Origin of the sequence: Pseudaeromonas paramecii, assembly GCF_039540575.1 — a bacterium.
GTDB lineage: Bacteria > Pseudomonadota > Gammaproteobacteria > Enterobacterales > Aeromonadaceae > Pseudaeromonas > Pseudaeromonas paramecii.
In genome coordinates this window covers 1-15238 of sequence record NZ_BAABFC010000014.1, presented here as the reverse complement: position 1 = coordinate 15238, position 15238 = coordinate 1, and the positions used below count along the sequence as shown (strand labels likewise).

The following is a 15238-nucleotide window of genomic DNA, read 5'->3' as shown; positions in this document are numbered from 1 at the left end:
GCCCACGGGCATCAGGGACGGAAGGTGGCCACACCCAGATCATCGGCTACGCCATCGGGGCGGCGGGCCAGGATCTGGGCCGGGCGCACGCTCTGGCGCAAGTTCATCTGGGCCTCGGTGCGCAGCAGGGTGCCGCGCAGGGAGTGGGGCAGCACCTCTGTGATGGTCACGTCCACAAACTGGCCGATGAGATCCGGCGTACCGTCAAAGTTCACCACCCGGTTGTTCTCGGTGCGGCCACGCAGCTGCATGGGATCCTGCTTGGAGGGGCCCTCCACCAGGATGCGCTGCTCTGTGCCGTGCATCTGCCGGCTGATCTGCTGGGCATGGGTGTTGTTGAGCTGCTGCAAGCGGTACAGACGCTCCTTCTTCACCTCCATGGGCACATCGTCCGGCATGTCGGCCGCCGGGGTACCGGGGCGCGGGCTGAAGATGAAGCTGAAGCTGACATCGAACTGGATCTCTTCGATGAGCCTCATGGTCTTGTCGAAGTCCTCGTCGGTCTCGTTGGGGAAGCCGACGATGAAGTCCGAACTGATGGTGATGTCCGGCCGGGCGGCCCGCAGCTTGCGGATCTTGGACTTGTATTCCAGGGCGGTATGGGGCCGCTTCATCATGGTGAGGATGCGATCCGAGCCACTTTGCACCGGCAGGTGCAGGAAGCTGACCAGCTCGGGGGTGTCCTTGTACACCTCTATGATGTCATCGGTGAATTCGATGGGATGGCTGGTGGTGTAGCGGATGCGGTCGATGCCGTCGATGGCCGCCACCAGACGCAGCAGCTGGGCGAAGCTGCAGATGTTGCCGTCATGGGTGGCGCCGCGATAGGCGTTGACATTCTGTCCCAGCAGGTTGACCTCCCGGACCCCCTGCTCGGCCAGTTGCGCTATCTCGAACAGCACGTCATCCAGCGGCCGGCTCACCTCTTCGCCGCGGGTGTAGGGCACCACGCAGTAGCTGCAGTACTTGGAACAGCCTTCCATGATGGAAACGAAGGCGGTGGGGCCTTCGGCCCGCGGCTCGGGCAGGCGGTCGAACTTCTCGATCTCGGGGAAGGAGACGTCCACCTGGGCGCCATTGCCCTCATGCACCTTCTTGATCATCTCCGGCAGGCGGTGCAGGGTCTGGGGACCAAACACCACATCGACGATGGGGGCGCGGGTACGGATGGCGTCCCCTTCCTGGGAGGCGACACAGCCCCCCACGGCGATCACCAGATGGGGCTTGGCCTTCTTCAACTCTTTCCAGCGTCCGAGCTGATGGAACAGCTTCTCCTGGGCCTTTTCGCGGATGGAACAGGTGTTGAGCACCAGCACGTCAGCCTCTTCGGCTTCCTCGGTGGCGGTATAGCCATGGGCGCTGCCTAACAGATCGGCCATCTTGGACGAGTCGTACTCGTTCATCTGACAGCCCCAGGTCTTGATGTGGACTTTTTTGCTCATCTTACTCTTGTTGCTCGCGGACGGTGTCAAGGTCGGCCCGGCCAGGGCCGGCGTATAGGACCGGGTATTCTACTCCCTCTGCGGGGGGCTGACCAGTTAACAACCAGCCCGCATTTTGTGTGGGATTAACGGCCCGGACTGGGGGTGGTGACGGCTTTGGGCTAGAATGGCCTGCCTGTTTTACTGTCAACTCATCCCACGCAAGGAGCCGCCATGGGCCAGTCCGCACCCCAGTTTGATTTTGCCATCGTCGGCGGTGGCATGGTGGGGGCCTGTGCCGCCGCCTTGCTGGCCTCGGACGGGCACAGGGTAGCCCTGCTGGAACAGGCCGAACCCATGGCGTTTGCGCCGGCGCAGCCGCTGGACGTGCGAGTCTCGGCCCTGAGCGTCGCCTCGGTGCGCCTGCTGGAGCAGGCCGGGGCCTGGGGGCGGATCCTGGCCATGCGAGCCTTGCCCTACACGGGTCTGGAGACCTGGGAGTGGCCTGGCCTGGGGGTGCGGTTTGATGCCGCCGAGCTGGGGCTCAGCGAGCTTGGCTACTTCGTGGAGAATCGCCTGGTGCAGCTGGGGCTATGGCAGAGCCTGGACCAGATGCCGTCGGTGACCCGCTTCTGCCCGGCACAGCTGGCGGCGCTGGCGCAGAGCGAAGAGGGCGTGACCCTGAGCCTGGCGGATGGTCAGCAGCTACAGGCCCGCTGGCTGCTGGGGGCCGACGGCGCCCACTCCCAGGTACGCCGGCTGGCCCAGATTGGCATCAGCCAATTTGACTATCGCCAGGCCTGTCTGCTGGCCACCGTCAAGCTGCATGAGGCGGTGGAACCGGTCACCTGGCAGCAATTCACGCCGGCGGGCCCCCGCGCCCTGCTGCCCCTGCCGGAGGATCACGCCTCCTTGGTCTGGTACGACACGCCGGAGCGCATCGCCGAGCTGGCGGCCTTGTCGGTCGATGGGCTGGCGGCGCAGATCCGCGCCCATTTCCCGGACCGGTTACCGGCCTTCACCCTGCAGCGCTGGGGGCAGTTCCCCTTGAGCCGACGGCACGCGCTGCAGTATGGGGCGGGCCGGGTGCTGCTGTTGGGGGATGCGGCCCACACCATACACCCGCTGGCGGGGCAGGGAGTGAACCTGGGATTCAAGGATGTGGCCTGCCTGTGTCAGCTGGTGCAGCAGCTGGGGCCGGACGGGGAGGACACGCTGCTGGCGCGCTATCAGGCCGCCCGGCGGCGGGATGTGACCCTGATGCAATCGGCCATGGATCTCTTCTATCTGGGCTTTTCCAACGAGCTGGCGCCCCTCAAGCTGTTACGCAATCTGGGACTGCTGGCGGCCCAGCATGGCGGGCCGGCCAAGCGACGAGCCCTGCGTTACGCCCTGGGGCTCTGAGCCGTCTTTTGCGGTTCAGCCCTGCAGGGCGGTGAGCACCTGCTTGTAGCGTTGATACAGCAGTTGGACCCGTTGCACATAGGTGCGGGTCTCGGCATAGGGCGGCACGCCCTTGTGGCGGGTGACCGCCGTGGGGCCGGCATTGTAGGCGGCGGTGGCCAGGGTGATGTCGCCGTTGAACTGCTCCAGCAGGCGGGAGAGGTACTCGGTGCCGCCGAAGATGTTCTGCTGCACGTTCAGGGGGTCCGTCACCCCCAGCTCTCGGGCGGTACCCGGCATCAGTTGGGTCAGCCCCTTGGCCCCCTTGCGGGAGACGGCCCAGGGATTGAAGGCGGACTCGGCGTGGATCAGGGCGCGAATGAGCGCCGGCTCCACCCGATAGGTCTTGGCCGCCGCTTGTATGGTCTCGTGAAACTCGCTGACAAACAGGCCGGTGTGCTGCCAGTCTACCTTGGAGTTCACATCGCAGGCGTAGCAGACATCAAACACCAGGGTCTCAAAGCTGCTGTCCATGGGCATGGTGTCGGAGTAGAGCACCACGCCGTCGTCCTGCACCGATTTGTACACCTGGATCTGCTGCCGGGTGCCCGGCTCAGGCTGGGCCGCCCACAGGGCAGTGGTCAGGCTCAGGCCCAGGCTTAGGGGGAGCAGCAGCAGGGGAAGAAAACGCACCGTCAAGTTCTCCATAAAAACGGGAGCCGCTAGGGTAAAACATAGGCCCGGCGGAGAAAAACCGGGTAGGCGACTCTGTGATCCTGATAGCGTATCGGCCGGGACGGCCAGGACTTGAAGGCAAGGGCTGTTACGAGAAGAGATGGTGCGGGAGGAGAGACTTGAACTCTCACGCCTAGGGCGCCAGAACCTAAATCTGGTGCGTCTACCAATTTCGCCACTCCCGCGAGAAGTGGTGGCTATGACGGGATTCGAACCTGTGACCCCCGCATTATGAGTGCGATGCTCTAACCAACTGAGCTACATAGCCAAAAACAAAAAAACCGCCTTGCGACGGCCTGTTGGGGCCAGGCCCCAAGAGCAATATGGCTGGGGTACTAGGATTCGAACCTAGGAATGGCGGGATCAAAACCCGCTGCCTTACCGCTTGGCGATACCCCAGAAGATGGTGGCTATGACGGGATTCGAACCTGTGACCCCCGCATTATGAGTGCGATGCTCTAACCAACTGAGCTACATAGCCAACAAAAGGGTTTGCGAACCAACCACTCCCACAGGAGCAGATGGCTGGGGTACTAGGATTCGAACCTAGGAATGGCGGGATCAAAACCCGCTGCCTTACCGCTTGGCGATACCCCATCCGCAGGGTGTCAAAAGATGGCTGGGGTACTAGGATTCGAACCTAGGAATGGCGGGATCAAAACCCGCTGCCTTACCGCTTGGCGATACCCCATCCGTGTCTTTCGACCACAGCTTTGAGGATAAACAGTGAATGGCTGGGGTACTAGGATTCGAACCTAGGAATGGCGGGATCAAAACCCGCTGCCTTACCGCTTGGCGATACCCCAGAAGATGGTGGCTATGACGGGATTCGAACCTGTGACCCCCGCATTATGAGTGCGATGCTCTAACCAACTGAGCTACATAGCCGACACTGTTTACCGCAGGACGGTAGCCCGTCCAACTGTGCGGGCGAATTATGCGGATCTGCCCCCCGGGCGTCAACCCCTTTTTCCCGGCGCTCATGCCGCCTGCCGAAGATTTGGCCGGGGATTTGCGCTATGGTATGAAACTTAGGCCCAAGCTGCTGAAAAAGCGCATATTTCAATCATCCGATAACCCATTTAACCCTGGAGGCCGCCATGACACGGCGTCAGTCCTGTTACCGAGTCCTGTTCGGCGGAGCGGAGCCCAGCCGCTTCTTTCCTTTATATAACGGCGTGATGGGGTTGCTGGTGCTGTTGTGCATCGGTGGCAGCTTCTGGCGTGGCCGCGGCATGGGGGAGTTGACCCTGGCCATCTTCGGCCTGTTTGCCCTGGATTACGCCCTGCGCCTGTGGAGCTGTGTGGAGCGGGACGCCTCGGCGTCACCGGGCCGGCTGCGCTGGCGCTACGCCCTGAGCCCCCTGGGGCTGCTGGATCTGCTCTCCTTTTTGCCGGGCTTCATCTCCTTGTTGTTGCCGCTGAACCTGCACTTCTTGCGTCTGGTGCGCATCCTGGTGCTGTTCAAGGTGCTGCTGCGCATGCGCACCCTGGACATCTTCCTGCGGGTGCTGCGCAAGGAGGCCCTCACCCTGCTGCTGATGATAGCCACAGTGCTGGTGCTCATTCTGATGGCGGGCATCGGCATTCTCTCGTTGGAGCAGGAGGCACAGCCCGAGATGTTTGCCAGCCTGCCGGATGCCATGTGGTGGGCCCTGGTGACCATGACGACCGTGGGCTATGGCGACATGTACCCGGTGACCCTGGGCGGACGGGTGCTGGCGGGGGCCATCATGCTGCTGGGGGTGGGGACAGTTGCCCTGCCGGCCGGTCTATTGGCCGCGGCCTTCAGTGAGGAGCTGGCCCACGAGCGGGAGGCTCGCCGCAACCGGGCGGCACGGGCCCTGCAACAGGGCCAACTGCCCTGGCGGGTACGCCGCAGCCTGCTGGTGCTCAGTCGTCATCTTCATGTGCCGCCGGAGGAGCTGCTGGCAAGCCTGACGGCCCCGGCGGCCACCCGCGAGCCGGATGCCGAGCCAGAGACGGCGCAGCAGCCGGGCACCCCCTGGGCCTATTGTCCCCACTGCGGGGAGTCGCTCCCCCCGCATGACCATGGCTGAGGTGCTGATTGGCGGGTGACGGGGTTAGGCGTCCTGGGCCTGGCCTGGATCCCGCCGGGGCGTGCGCTGGGGACGCTTCATCAGCAGCAGGCTCGCCAGTATCAGGCCTATGCCCAGCCATTGCCCCGGCCCCAGCCGTTCCCCCACCCAGAGGGTCCCCAGGCCGACGGCCACCAGGGGATTGGTAAGGGAAAGCATGCCCAGTCGCTGAGCGCCCAGCTTGTCGATGGCCCAGACCCAGATCCAGTAGGCCAGCGCCGTGTTGGCCAGGATGAGCCAGGCCAGTCCCGGCCAGGCCGGGCCGGACGGCAACGGGCTGGGGCCGGCCCCCAGCCAGGCCACCGGCAGCAGCATCAGGCCGCCCAGGGTCAGTTGCCAGGCGGTCAGCCCCAGCAGATCCTGCACCGCCCAACGCTGCATCCAGAGGGTGGACTGCGCCACCAGCAGGGTGGCGCTCAGGGCACAGGCGACGCCGATGGGGTCGAGCCCGGTACCGGGTTGCACCAGCAGCATGACCCCTGCCAGCCCCAGCAGGGCCAGCGCCAGCCAGTAGCCGCTGGGTCTCTGGCCGTAGCGCAGCCAGTTGAGGGCCATCAGGGTCAGGGGCAGGGTGGCTCCCAGGGTGCCGGCCACGGCACCGGGCAGCCGATAGGCCGCCAGAAAGAGCAGGCAGAAGAAGGCGGTGATGTTGCAAAAGGACAAGCCGATGAGCCGGCCCCAGGGCAAGGGGGGACGGCGTCGGGCCAGCAGCAACAACAGCAGGCCGGCCGGCAGGGCGCGCCAGACGGCCACCCAGAGCGGCGGCAGGTCCGTCAGGCTGAGATGGACCACGGCGTAGGTGCTGCCCCACAGCATGGGGGCCAGAGCGGCCAGCAGGAACGGCATGTTATCTCCGGTTGAAGTATCTTTATGTGAAGATATATTGTTGTGGAAGTCATTTCAGATCAAGTATCTTTTCATCAAGATAATTTTAGGGAGAGACTGACATGGATCATGTGGATCAGATCCTGGCCCAATGGGCCCGAGAGCGACCGGATCTGGATTGCAGCCCCATGGCCGTCTGGGGGCGCCTGTCCCGCATGGCGGCCCTGGCCGAGCGGGCCATCGAGCAGCCGTTCAAGGCGCTGGGCTTGTCCCGCACCGATTTTGATGTGCTGGCCACCCTGCGCCGCGCCGGCCGCCCCCTGACCCCCACCGAGCTATATCAGTCGGCCATGTTGAGCTCAGGGGCCATGACGGCCCGGCTGGACAAGCTGGAGGCCCAGGGCTGGGTGCAGCGTTCGCCCTCCAGCCAGGACAGGCGCAGCCTGGTGGTCTCCCTCACGGTGGAGGGACGGCGGCTGGCCGACGAGGCGGTGACGCGCCATGTGGCCAACGAGCAGCAGCTGCTGGCTCCTCTGAGCCCGGAGGAACAACAGCAGTTGGCCGGTTTGCTGCGCCGCTGGCTCCAGGCCCACGAGTAACGCATGGCCGGTCGGAGGCTTTTGGGGCCTCGCCTGGCTGGGGTGACCGTCTGCCCTAGAAATAGTTGGTGTGCCCCTGGCGCAGCCAGCCGTCGGCCCCGCCCCCCGTGTGGGTCTGGCTCAGTTCACCGCCCTCGGGCGTCCAGAAATAGCGCCCGCGGATCAGCAGCTCCTGGCCCTTGGCCAGCTTGGGTGTCGGCTTGCCGGCCTGGATGCGGTGGGCAATGGTCAGGTGCTGGTGGTTGAGCAGCTTGACCCGGAAGTGTTGTACCGGGTCGCCCTCTTCCTGGCTGTCGGGGGCCAGCTCGGTGATCCAGCCCACCACCACAAACGGCAGATCCTGCCCCTTGTCCCGCATGGCCCGCTCCAGCTCGCTCAGCTTGCTGGGGTGGGTGGCAGAGGTCATGGCATCCACCAGCACATCATGGGTCTGGGCTGGGGCCTGGTTCAGCCAGTTGGTTCCCAGGGCCAGCAGGCCCAGCAGCGTCAGGCCGACGAGGCCCGCCAGGTGGCGCTTCTTGATTTTCATCCGGTTCCCTCCGGTAAGCTGAGATAGGGTTGCAACAGGGTCGCCAGGCTGTGATGGCCCTGGGCGCCCACCTGACGACGCAGCAGACGTCCTTCCGGGTCCAGCAGGTAGGCCGAGGGGGTACCCTGCAGCTCATAGCGTTCGCTGCTGATGCCCAGCTGATCCCGCACCAGCGGGAAGTGCAGCTCCAGCTGCGCCTGCAGTTGGCGAATGCGTGCCACATCGGCATCCGTGTTCACCCCCACCACCACCAGGCGATCGCCGTGTTGGCGATAGAGGGCATCCAGACCGGGCAGCTCCTGCAGGCAGCCGCCACAGCTGTCGGACCAGAACACCAGATAGACATACTTGCCGCGCCATTGGGCCAGATCCACCGGCTGATCGTCCAGGGTCAGGGCGCCCAGCGGCGGGGCGGTTTCGCCCTCTTGCAGCCTGGGGGCCTCGCCACAGGCGCTGAGGAGCAGCAGCAGGCAGAGACCGGCTAATTTAAGCCACCACGGGCGCATAGGCCACCTCCTCCTGTACCAGATGACCGTGCTGCAACCGGATGACCCGATCGGCCATGGCCCCCAGCTCGGGATTGTGGGTCACCATGACGATGGTGTGGCCGGCACGGTGCAATTGCTGCAACAGCCCCAGCACCAGCTGCTCGTTCTGCTCGTCCAGGTTGCCGGTGGGTTCGTCGGCAAACAGTATCTCGGGGGCGTTCACCAGGGCACGGGCGATGCACACCCGCTGCTGCTCGCCGCCGGAGAGCTGCCGCGGCAGGTGATCCATGCGGTGCTCCAGCCCCACCTGGGCCAGCACGGCCCGTGCCGCGGCCTCGTCCACCACGCTGTGGTAGTGCTGGGCCAGCATGACGTTCTCCAAGGCGCTCAGGTAGGGGATGAGGTGAAACTGCTGGAACACCAGGCCCATGCGGTCGGCGCGAAAGCGGCGGCGCTGATCCTCGTCGAAGGAGCTGGCGTCCACGCCCCCCAGCAGCAACTGGCCGTCGCTCAGGGTGTCCATGCAGGTGAGCAGGTTCATCAGGGTGGACTTGCCGGAGCCGGAGGCCCCCATGATGGCGACAAACTCCCCCTGCCGGATCTGCAGATTGATGCCGTCCAGAGCCGTCACCTTGCCGAAGTGTTTGCTCAGTTGGCGGGTTTCGATTACCAGGCTCACGTTATTCTCCTTTGAGGACCCGGGCGGGTTCCAGGGCCAGGGCGCGCCGCACCGGCATGACGGTGGCCAGGGCGGCCACCAGCAGGCTGATGCCCAGGGTCAGGGGCAGCACGGGCCAGCGCAGGCCAATGCTGGATGAAAACACCGTCTGGCCCAGCAGCTGCGCCAGCAGGGCGCCGCCCAGCAGGCCGGCCAGGGCCGCCACCGCGGCCACCAGCAGGGTCTCGGCCAGGATCTGGCGCAGTATCGCCTGACGGCTGGCTCCCAGGGCCTTTTGCAGGGCGAACTCCCGGGCCCGTTCGCCGATGAGGGCCATCAGGGTGGTGTTCACGCACAGGGTGGAGAGCAGCAGTATCACCACGCAGATGAGGCCCATCAGCCCCTGGATCTTGAACAGCACGGCCCCCTCGTTGGCGGACACCTTGCGGATGGGCCGCACCTCCAGTGCCGGGAACTGTTGTTGCAACCGGGCGGCGATGGATTCCACTTGGCCTTGCTGGTTATCCAGGCTCAGCAGGCCGTGGCTCAGGCGATGGGGGCTGTCCAGCCAGCGCTGGGCCAAGGCCAGGTTGACGATCAGGTAGTAGTCGGTGCTGTCGCCGGACTCGACGATGCCCTTGATCACCAGATCCTGGCGCTGGCTGCCCTTCACCAGGGTGACGGTATCCCCGGGCTTGAGCTCCAGCCGCTGGGCCAGCTTCTTGCCCAGCATGGCGTGGCGCTCGTCGAAACTCACCGCCAGCCGTTCCCCCTGGATCTGCCAGTAGGGGGCCAGATCCGCCATGGACTCCAGGTTGGCGCCCATCAGCATCACGGACTCCTGCTGCAGCCGGGCCATGCCGTAGACAAAGCCGCCGGCCGCCAGCCGGCTGGCGGGGGGCAGTGCCTGATCCAGGGCCTGCCAGCTGGGTTCATCCAGTACCCGACCGGCCTGGGGACCCACGTAGAGGTTGGCGCCGAAGGTACGCAGCTCCCGACTCATCTTGGCGTCGATATCCAGGTAGATGGCCCCCAGGGCACAGATGATCACGGCCCCCACCCAGAGGGCCAGGAACATCACCAACATGCGGGAGCGCCGGGTCCAGAGGGCGCGGCTGACCAGGCGCCAGAACAGGGGATGGCTAGCGGCCATGCAGCACCTCCACCGGATAGAGGCGGGCGATCTGCCGCGCCGGGAACCAGGTGCCCAGCAGGGCGATGACCATGGAGAGCAGCACCACCACGGGCACGACGATGAGGTTGAAGGCGAGGGGGGTGCCGAACAGGCTCTGGCCTATGAGCCAGGCGCAGCCGCTGCCCGCCAGACAGCCCAGCAGGCCGCCCAACAGGCCGCACAGGGCCGCCTCGGCATAAAACAGCAGGCCGATCTGCCACAGCTCGGCGCCCAGGGCCTTCATCAGGCCGATCTCCTTGGCCCGCTCCAGCAGGTTGCTGGTCATCAGGGAGGCGATGCCCATGGCGGCGGCCAGCAGGGCCACCAGGGTCACCACCGCCAGCAGCAGCTGGATCTTCTGGATCACCACGCCTTCGGAGGCGGCCACCTGCCAGATGGGCCGCACGGCGCTGCCGGACAGGGCGTCTTCCAGCTGATGGGCGATGGAGGAGACGTAGGCGGTGCAGTACCAGAGGTCATACTCTTCGGCACTCAGGGCGTCCATGTCCTCCCGTGCCTTGCGGGACAGGCTGTTCTCCGGCACCGTCAGGGCGGAGACTCGCACCCGATCCACCTGTTGGGGGCGGCCCAGCAGCTGCTGGGCGAAGGCCAGGGGCAGCAGCAGCTGTTCATCCTCCTTGCCGCCGCTGTGCAGCAGGCCCACCAGGGTGAAGGCGTGACTGCCGGCGGGGCCGGCCAGGGTCAGCTGTTCGCCGACCTGCCAGTGCAGCCGGCTGGCCAGGGCCTGGCCCGCCAGCAGCTGGGGCTGGGCATCCTGCGGCCAGGCGCCCTGCACCTGCCAATAGGGGCTGATGCTGCGCTGACCCGTGTGGTAGTCCGGCTCGTCCGGCACGGCGATGGGCTGGTCGAAGAAGGTGCCCAGCACCGGCAGCCGCTGGCCTTGCCAGATCAGCTCGCCGTCCAGCTCGGGGGCGAAGCCCATGATGTTGTTGCGCCAGAAGATGTCCTTGATGTTGGGCAGCTCCCGTTCATCCAGGGCGTCCTGGTTGGCCAGGCTGACGGTAACCGACTCCCCCAGCAGCTGGGGCAGCAGGCTGCGGCTGGCCGGCTCGATCAGTATGTTGGCGCCGTAGCTCTTGAGCTCCCGGGCCATCTTGTCGCCGATATCCAATGACACCGCCAGCAGGGCCGAGACCAGGGTGGCCGCCAGAAAGATGGTGATGACCGCCAGCAGGCGCCGTCTGTGTTGCCGGCGCCAGGATTGCAGGATCAGACGACCGAGCATCAGGGTGCCTCCTGCTTGAGGTAGGCGGCCGGATCTGCCTCGAAGGCATCCAGGTGCGCCTGCTGGGTGAAGAAGTAGGTGTGATCCCCCACAGTGGTGCGGTGGGGCGCGTCCAGGTTGGAGAGGGTCTCGCCGCTGACGGGATCCGTCACCTGGCGGGCCACCACGGCACTGAACAGGGTGGCGCCCGGCTGCAGTGCGCTGGCCGGCAGCACCAGGGCCTCGGCGGCGCCTTCTCCCTCCAGGCGCCAGCCCTCGATGGGCACGGGGTTACAGCCACCGGCCTTGCCGATGGAGGGAATGAAGATATGCACGCCGCAGGCGACACAGATCACCTGGTTGCCTTCCTGCACATAGCCCTGATCGCCGCACAACAGGCAGGCGTCGAACACCACCCCCAGCTTGAGTTGATCCGGATAACGGTTGATGACGAAGAAACGGATCACCTTGCCTTCGTCGTTGACCCAGGCGAAGCGGTGCAGGTTGCCATCGCGCACCTGGCTCACCGGGATGCGGACCTCATCCTGGGCATTCAGCGCTACCGGCTGGGCGGCGGAGAGACCCGGCGGCTGGGAGGCCACCAGGTGCCAGTAGAGGGCGGGCAGCAGAGCCAGGGGCAGCAGGGCCAGCAGGCCGACACACCAGCGGCGGGCCTGACGGCTGGCGGCCAGGGCCTTGCGTCTGTCGTTGCCCGGGGCACTGAGGCCGAGGGCCTGACGACGGGGCCACCACCACAGGCGCAGGGCGGCCAGGGCCAGGGCGGCCAGCAGCAACAAGGCCCAGTAGGGCAGTCGTTCGCTCAGATCCATGCTCTTGGCGATGTAGCTCAGCAGGCTGCCCTGCATGGGCAGGATCTGCAGCTTGATGAGGCTAAGCAGCAAGGCACCGGAGAGGGGCAGCAGGTAGCCGGCCAGCAGCAGTCCCAGCAGCGGCCAGCGCAGGCCCGGCAGGGCCGTCACCAGGGCGCGGGCACACCAGGCCAGCAGGCCTGTGATGAGCAGGCCGCCCAGCAGGGCGCCCAGGTTCAGCAGCAAACTGGAGTTGACCACGGCGGTGGCGGTGAAATTCTGGATGCGGGGATCCCGCACAAACCACAGGCCGGCCAGGGCGGCCAGCAGCAGGGCAAAGGGCAGCAGGCCGCGCCCGGGGGCGCGCCACTGCAGCAACAGATAGAGCAGGGGCAGCATGAGCCCCGTCAGGTGCAGGGCCAGCAGCGGCCATTGTCCGGCCGGAAACTGGCTACCCAGCAGAGCCCCGGCCAGCAGGCCCAGCAACCAGGCCGGCCCAAGGCGGGCCGGCAGACGTGGGGCTGGCGTCAGGGCCAACCAGAGGGCCGGGTACAGGCCGACCAACAAGACAGCAAAGAAGAAGTAGCTCATGGGTGCTGGTCAGCCTATCTCGGTCTTACAGGCCGGCGTACTTGAAGTCGTAGCTGACTTCAAACGGCTTCCACCAGCGGCCGACACCGGTCTCGGCGTCGGTATGGCGGTGCAGACCGGCCTTTGACGGCGGCTCGATGCGGTAGGTCACCTGATAGTTACCCACCCCCATCATCTTGATGTTGGCGCCATAGTGGGGGCCATCACCGGCCACCATGGGCATGAAGGTGCCGGTCTGGGTCTTGCCGGTGTCCTTGTTGGTCAGGGTGTAGCTGATGGTCAGATAGGGGATCCACTCACCGGCGCCGAAGCCGTTGGGGTTACCTTCCACCGCATGGATATCGGCTTCCAGGTGAATGTCGGCCTGGGCGGCAGGCAGCCCCATGCCGCGGGGTTCCATGTCGATGGGCTGCAGGTAGACGGCGGCCAGCTCCATGCTGTTCAGGGTGACCGGCTCACCGGCCGGATGTTCTTCGAAGGCCATGGCCGCCGGGGCGGTCAGGATGCCGGTGCACAGCAGGGCGAGGAGGGCGCGGTTTTTCATGGGCAATTTCCTTATGTCAGTGAGTAAGTCAAAAATCAGGCGGCCACCAGGGCCCTGGTCTGCTTGAGGCGCCAGAGGGCGAACAGAGCGGCCAGCAGCAGGATGGCCTGGGGCAGCAGGGTCTCGGCGTAGGGATAGATGCCCAGCCAGCTCAGCTCCGGCACCCCGGGCAACAGGCTGGGCTGGAACAGCTTGCCTTCGATGAGCTCCAGCACCCCTTTCCCGGCGAACACGAACGCCATCAGGTACATGAAGCTGCCGGTGAAGATGAAGAAGGGCTTCAAGGGCAGACGTACCACGCTGTAGCGCATCAGCAGGTAGATAATCGCCAGGGCCAGGGCGCCCACCAGCATGCCCACCAGCACGGCTGACACCGCCACGGGCTCCTTGGCCTCCGCCAGCAGGGCGTAATAGAAGAGCACGGTCTCGGCGCCTTCCCGGTAGACGGCGAGGAAGCTGGTGAGCCAGAGCCCCCACAGGGAGCCCTTGTTCAGGGAGTGGTTGATGCGCCCCTGCAGGTAGGCCTTCCAGTGGGCGGCCTCCACCTTGGAGAGCAGCCAGTAGCTCATGCCAAACAGCATGACGACAGCGATCAGCATGGTGATGCCTTCCAGCAGCTCCCGGCTGGCGCCGGATCCGGCAAACAGCCACTGGAACAGGGCGGCGGTCACCAGGCTGGCCAGCAGTGCCATCCAGACCGACTGGCGGATCACCGGCAGCTTATCGGCCTGATCGTTCTTGATGAGGTAGGCGATGATGGCGGCGACGATGAGCAGTGCCTCCAGCCCTTCTCGCAGCAGGATCAGCAGGCTGGTGATGAACAGGCCCCAGTGACTGCTGCTGCCCTGTTGCAGGCGATCCACCCCCAGTTGCAGATCCGCCAGCAAGGTCGCATGGGTTTGCTGCAGGGCGGACTGAGGCTGACCTGCCTTCATCTGGCTGACCAAGCGGGTGAAATGGCCTTCCACCTGGGCCTTGAAGGCGCTGTCTGCGGCCCCCAGGCGATTCTCCATGCCGCTGGCCTCGAACAGATCGAAATAGGCGTCCTGCACCGCCAGCATGGCTTCGTCAGGTTGGCCGTCTTGGTATTGCACCAAGGCGGCGGTCACGGCCTGGTCAATCTGCTGGCGCACCTGGGCCCAGTCCTGCTGGGGCGCAGCGGCACTGGCCTGTTGTTCGGCTGGCGCTTGCTGATCTGCCGGCAGCGGCAGGTTGGGCAGCTGATCCCCCAGATCCTGCAGCAGGGTCGTCACCTGATAGGCCAGCTCATTGAGCTGATCCGGTTGACCGGCCAGGCTGATGAGGCGGCTGAACTGGGCGTTGATGTCGGCGGCGGCCTTGGCCGAGACACTCAGGCGCAGCTGGGTCTCCAGCTCGCTGTTCTTGAAACCGCGGTACTGGGCCTGCTGCACAGTGGCACTGGCCAGGGCAAAGTCCCCTTGTTGATAGAGCTGCAGCGCCTGGGCCAGGGTGTCATCGGTGATCTGGAACTGCTGCTGCCAGTAGGGGGCGACCTTGGCATCGTAGCCGTCGTGGGACTGCTGCGCCGTCAGGGTATGGCCCCCTTCCAGCTGCGGCAGCACATCGGTCAGCTCCTGCTTGAAGGCGGCAACCTGTTGCTGCACCTGGGGCAGCGGCGTATCGCTGCCCATCAGCTGGCGCAGGGCGGTGAACTGGGATTCCATCTCGTAGCTGCGCTGGGCGGAGAGATTGATGCGGATGGGGCCTTCCAGGTTCTCGAACACCTCGAAGTAAGCCAGCTGCACCGTCTTGCGGGCCGTCTGGCTATCCCCTTGGGCGTAGCTGGCCAGCGCCTGGTCCAGCCGTTGCTTGATATCCTGTACCCAGGCCTGATAGTGGGTGTCCGCCGCCCGCAGCGGCAAGGCCAGCCACAACGCCAGCAGGGACAACAACAGAAGCAGAGGACGACGGCTCATAATCAGAATACTAATGCAAATGGTTATCAATAAATCAATGTTAACCCTGCATGATGGCTGTCACAAGATCTGATATCGGAAAAAACGCTATCTGGCTTCGGCTGATGAGGTGTTCGCGTCTGGTTGTTTTTCGAACTTGGTGGGGGACGGCCTAAATAGCTGATCCTAATGCCGCTCCAGTTGCATAAGCCCATGTCCGCAGCCAGGGAATGGTGCGGCAT

The 15238-nt window shown here is 65.2% G+C and carries 14 protein-coding genes and 8 tRNA genes; 3 read left to right on the top strand and 19 right to left on the bottom strand.

Annotation, left to right across the window (positions count from 1 at the left end; genetic code table 11):
- Positions 1-11: 11 nt before the first annotated feature.
- Positions 12-1442 carry a tRNA (N6-isopentenyl adenosine(37)-C2)-methylthiotransferase MiaB gene (gene miaB, locus ABD847_RS11350; RefSeq protein WP_345013057.1) on the bottom strand — a complete coding sequence of 477 codons (1431 nt, stop codon included), beginning with the start codon at positions 1440-1442 and terminating at the stop codon, positions 12-14.
- Between the two features lie 213 nt (positions 1443-1655).
- Between miaB and ABD847_RS11345 the strand changes: the two genes are divergently transcribed.
- The gene (locus ABD847_RS11345; RefSeq protein ID WP_345013055.1) at positions 1656-2825 is read left to right on the top strand and encodes an FAD-dependent monooxygenase; all 1170 of its coding nucleotides are present in this window, start codon (positions 1656-1658) and stop codon (positions 2823-2825) included.
- A 15-nt stretch (positions 2826-2840) separates the two neighbouring features.
- Here ABD847_RS11345 and ABD847_RS11340 read toward each other — a convergent pair whose 3' ends face one another.
- The 9 genes from ABD847_RS11340 to ABD847_RS11300 all read right to left on the bottom strand — a co-directional run bounded on the left by ABD847_RS11340 (position 2841) and on the right by ABD847_RS11300 (position 4427).
- A complete protein-coding gene (locus ABD847_RS11340; protein WP_345013053.1) occupies positions 2841-3497 on the bottom strand; it encodes a lytic transglycosylase domain-containing protein in 657 nt (218 codons plus the stop codon).
- 143 nt (positions 3498-3640) lie between these two features.
- Positions 3641-3724 (bottom strand) — tRNA-Leu (locus ABD847_RS11335).
- Between the two features lie 6 nt (positions 3725-3730).
- Positions 3731-3807 (bottom strand) — tRNA-Met (locus tag ABD847_RS11330).
- 56 nt (positions 3808-3863) lie between these two features.
- A tRNA-Gln gene (locus ABD847_RS11325) sits at positions 3864-3938 on the bottom strand.
- Between the two features lie 5 nt (positions 3939-3943).
- Positions 3944-4020 (bottom strand) — tRNA-Met (locus ABD847_RS11320).
- 41 nt (positions 4021-4061) lie between these two features.
- Positions 4062-4136 (bottom strand) — tRNA-Gln (locus tag ABD847_RS11315).
- Positions 4137-4155: 19 nt separating this feature from the next.
- Positions 4156-4230 (bottom strand) — tRNA-Gln (locus tag ABD847_RS11310).
- A gap of 40 nt (positions 4231-4270) precedes the next feature.
- A tRNA-Gln gene (locus ABD847_RS11305) sits at positions 4271-4345 on the bottom strand.
- A gap of 5 nt (positions 4346-4350) precedes the next feature.
- A tRNA-Met gene (locus ABD847_RS11300) sits at positions 4351-4427 on the bottom strand.
- 212 nt (positions 4428-4639) lie between these two features.
- Between ABD847_RS11300 and ABD847_RS11295 the strand changes: the two genes are divergently transcribed.
- On the top strand, positions 4640-5599 hold the full coding sequence (locus tag ABD847_RS11295; protein WP_345013051.1) for a potassium channel family protein: 960 nt from the start codon (positions 4640-4642) through the stop codon (positions 5597-5599).
- A gap of 24 nt (positions 5600-5623) precedes the next feature.
- On the opposite strand, the gene ABD847_RS11290 is transcribed toward ABD847_RS11295, so the two are convergent.
- Entirely contained in the window at positions 5624-6484 is an 861-nt protein-coding gene (locus tag ABD847_RS11290) for a DMT family transporter (protein WP_345013049.1), read from the bottom strand.
- Positions 6485-6585: 101 nt separating this feature from the next.
- Between ABD847_RS11290 and ABD847_RS11285 the strand changes: the two genes are divergently transcribed.
- Positions 6586-7062: a MarR family winged helix-turn-helix transcriptional regulator gene (locus tag ABD847_RS11285; RefSeq protein WP_345013047.1), complete on the top strand. Its 477-nt coding sequence runs from the start codon at positions 6586-6588 to the stop codon at positions 7060-7062.
- Between the two features lie 55 nt (positions 7063-7117).
- On the opposite strand, the gene ABD847_RS11280 is transcribed toward ABD847_RS11285, so the two are convergent.
- Genes ABD847_RS11280 through ABD847_RS11245 form a run of 8 tightly spaced genes read right to left on the bottom strand, consistent with a single transcriptional unit; the run spans position 7118 to position 15017 of the window.
- Positions 7118-7591, bottom strand: a complete 474-nt coding sequence (locus ABD847_RS11280; protein ID WP_345013045.1) for a DUF3465 domain-containing protein — start codon at positions 7589-7591, stop codon at positions 7118-7120.
- Positions 7588-8097: a TlpA family protein disulfide reductase gene (locus ABD847_RS11275; RefSeq protein ID WP_345013043.1), complete on the bottom strand. Its 510-nt coding sequence runs from the start codon at positions 8095-8097 to the stop codon at positions 7588-7590. Before ABD847_RS11275 ends, ABD847_RS11280 begins: the two co-directional genes overlap by 4 nt.
- Positions 8078-8758 carry an ABC transporter ATP-binding protein gene (locus ABD847_RS11270; protein WP_345013041.1) on the bottom strand — a complete coding sequence of 227 codons (681 nt, stop codon included), beginning with the start codon at positions 8756-8758 and terminating at the stop codon, positions 8078-8080. Before ABD847_RS11270 ends, ABD847_RS11275 begins: the two co-directional genes overlap by 20 nt.
- A gap of 1 nt (position 8759) precedes the next feature.
- Complete coding sequence (locus tag ABD847_RS11265; protein ID WP_345013039.1) at positions 8760-9890, bottom strand: ABC transporter permease; 1131 nt, start codon at positions 9888-9890, stop codon at positions 8760-8762.
- Positions 9880-11157 (bottom strand): ABC transporter permease, encoded by a 1278-nt coding sequence (locus tag ABD847_RS11260; RefSeq protein WP_345013037.1) that lies wholly within the window; start codon positions 11155-11157, stop codon positions 9880-9882. Before ABD847_RS11260 ends, ABD847_RS11265 begins: the two co-directional genes overlap by 11 nt.
- Positions 11157-12536 carry a Fe-S-containing protein gene (locus ABD847_RS11255; protein ID WP_345013035.1) on the bottom strand — a complete coding sequence of 460 codons (1380 nt, stop codon included), beginning with the start codon at positions 12534-12536 and terminating at the stop codon, positions 11157-11159. Before ABD847_RS11255 ends, ABD847_RS11260 begins: the two co-directional genes overlap by 1 nt.
- A 25-nt stretch (positions 12537-12561) precedes the next feature.
- Positions 12562-13080, bottom strand: coding sequence for an iron transporter (locus ABD847_RS11250; protein ID WP_345013033.1), 519 nt, complete (start codon positions 13078-13080; stop codon positions 12562-12564).
- A gap of 35 nt (positions 13081-13115) precedes the next feature.
- Positions 13116-15017 (bottom strand): FTR1 family iron permease, encoded by a 1902-nt coding sequence (locus ABD847_RS11245; protein WP_345013031.1) that lies wholly within the window; start codon positions 15015-15017, stop codon positions 13116-13118.
- Positions 15018-15238 lie beyond the last annotated feature (221 nt).

Coding starts and splice junctions, on each gene's coding strand:
- ABD847_RS11250 (WP_345013033.1), bottom strand. CDS start 13,080: ATGAAAAACCGCGCCCTCCTCGCCCTGCTGTGCACCGGCATCCTGACC.
- ABD847_RS11345 (WP_345013055.1), top strand. CDS start 1,656: ATGGGCCAGTCCGCACCCCAGTTTGATTTTGCCATCGTCGGCGGTGGC.
- ABD847_RS11280 (WP_345013045.1), bottom strand. CDS start 7,591: ATGAAAATCAAGAAGCGCCACCTGGCGGGCCTCGTCGGCCTGACGCTG.
- ABD847_RS11245 (WP_345013031.1), bottom strand. CDS start 15,017: ATGAGCCGTCGTCCTCTGCTTCTGTTGTTGTCCCTGCTGGCGTTGTGG.
- ABD847_RS11265 (WP_345013039.1), bottom strand. CDS start 9,890: ATGGCCGCTAGCCATCCCCTGTTCTGGCGCCTGGTCAGCCGCGCCCTC.
- ABD847_RS11275 (WP_345013043.1), bottom strand. CDS start 8,097: ATGCGCCCGTGGTGGCTTAAATTAGCCGGTCTCTGCCTGCTGCTGCTC.
- miaB (WP_345013057.1), bottom strand. CDS start 1,442: ATGAGCAAAAAAGTCCACATCAAGACCTGGGGCTGTCAGATGAACGAG.
- ABD847_RS11295 (WP_345013051.1), top strand. CDS start 4,640: ATGACACGGCGTCAGTCCTGTTACCGAGTCCTGTTCGGCGGAGCGGAG.
- ABD847_RS11290 (WP_345013049.1), bottom strand. CDS start 6,484: ATGCCGTTCCTGCTGGCCGCTCTGGCCCCCATGCTGTGGGGCAGCACC.
- ABD847_RS11260 (WP_345013037.1), bottom strand. CDS start 11,157: ATGCTCGGTCGTCTGATCCTGCAATCCTGGCGCCGGCAACACAGACGG.
- ABD847_RS11285 (WP_345013047.1), top strand. CDS start 6,586: ATGGATCATGTGGATCAGATCCTGGCCCAATGGGCCCGAGAGCGACCG.
- ABD847_RS11255 (WP_345013035.1), bottom strand. CDS start 12,536: ATGAGCTACTTCTTCTTTGCTGTCTTGTTGGTCGGCCTGTACCCGGCC.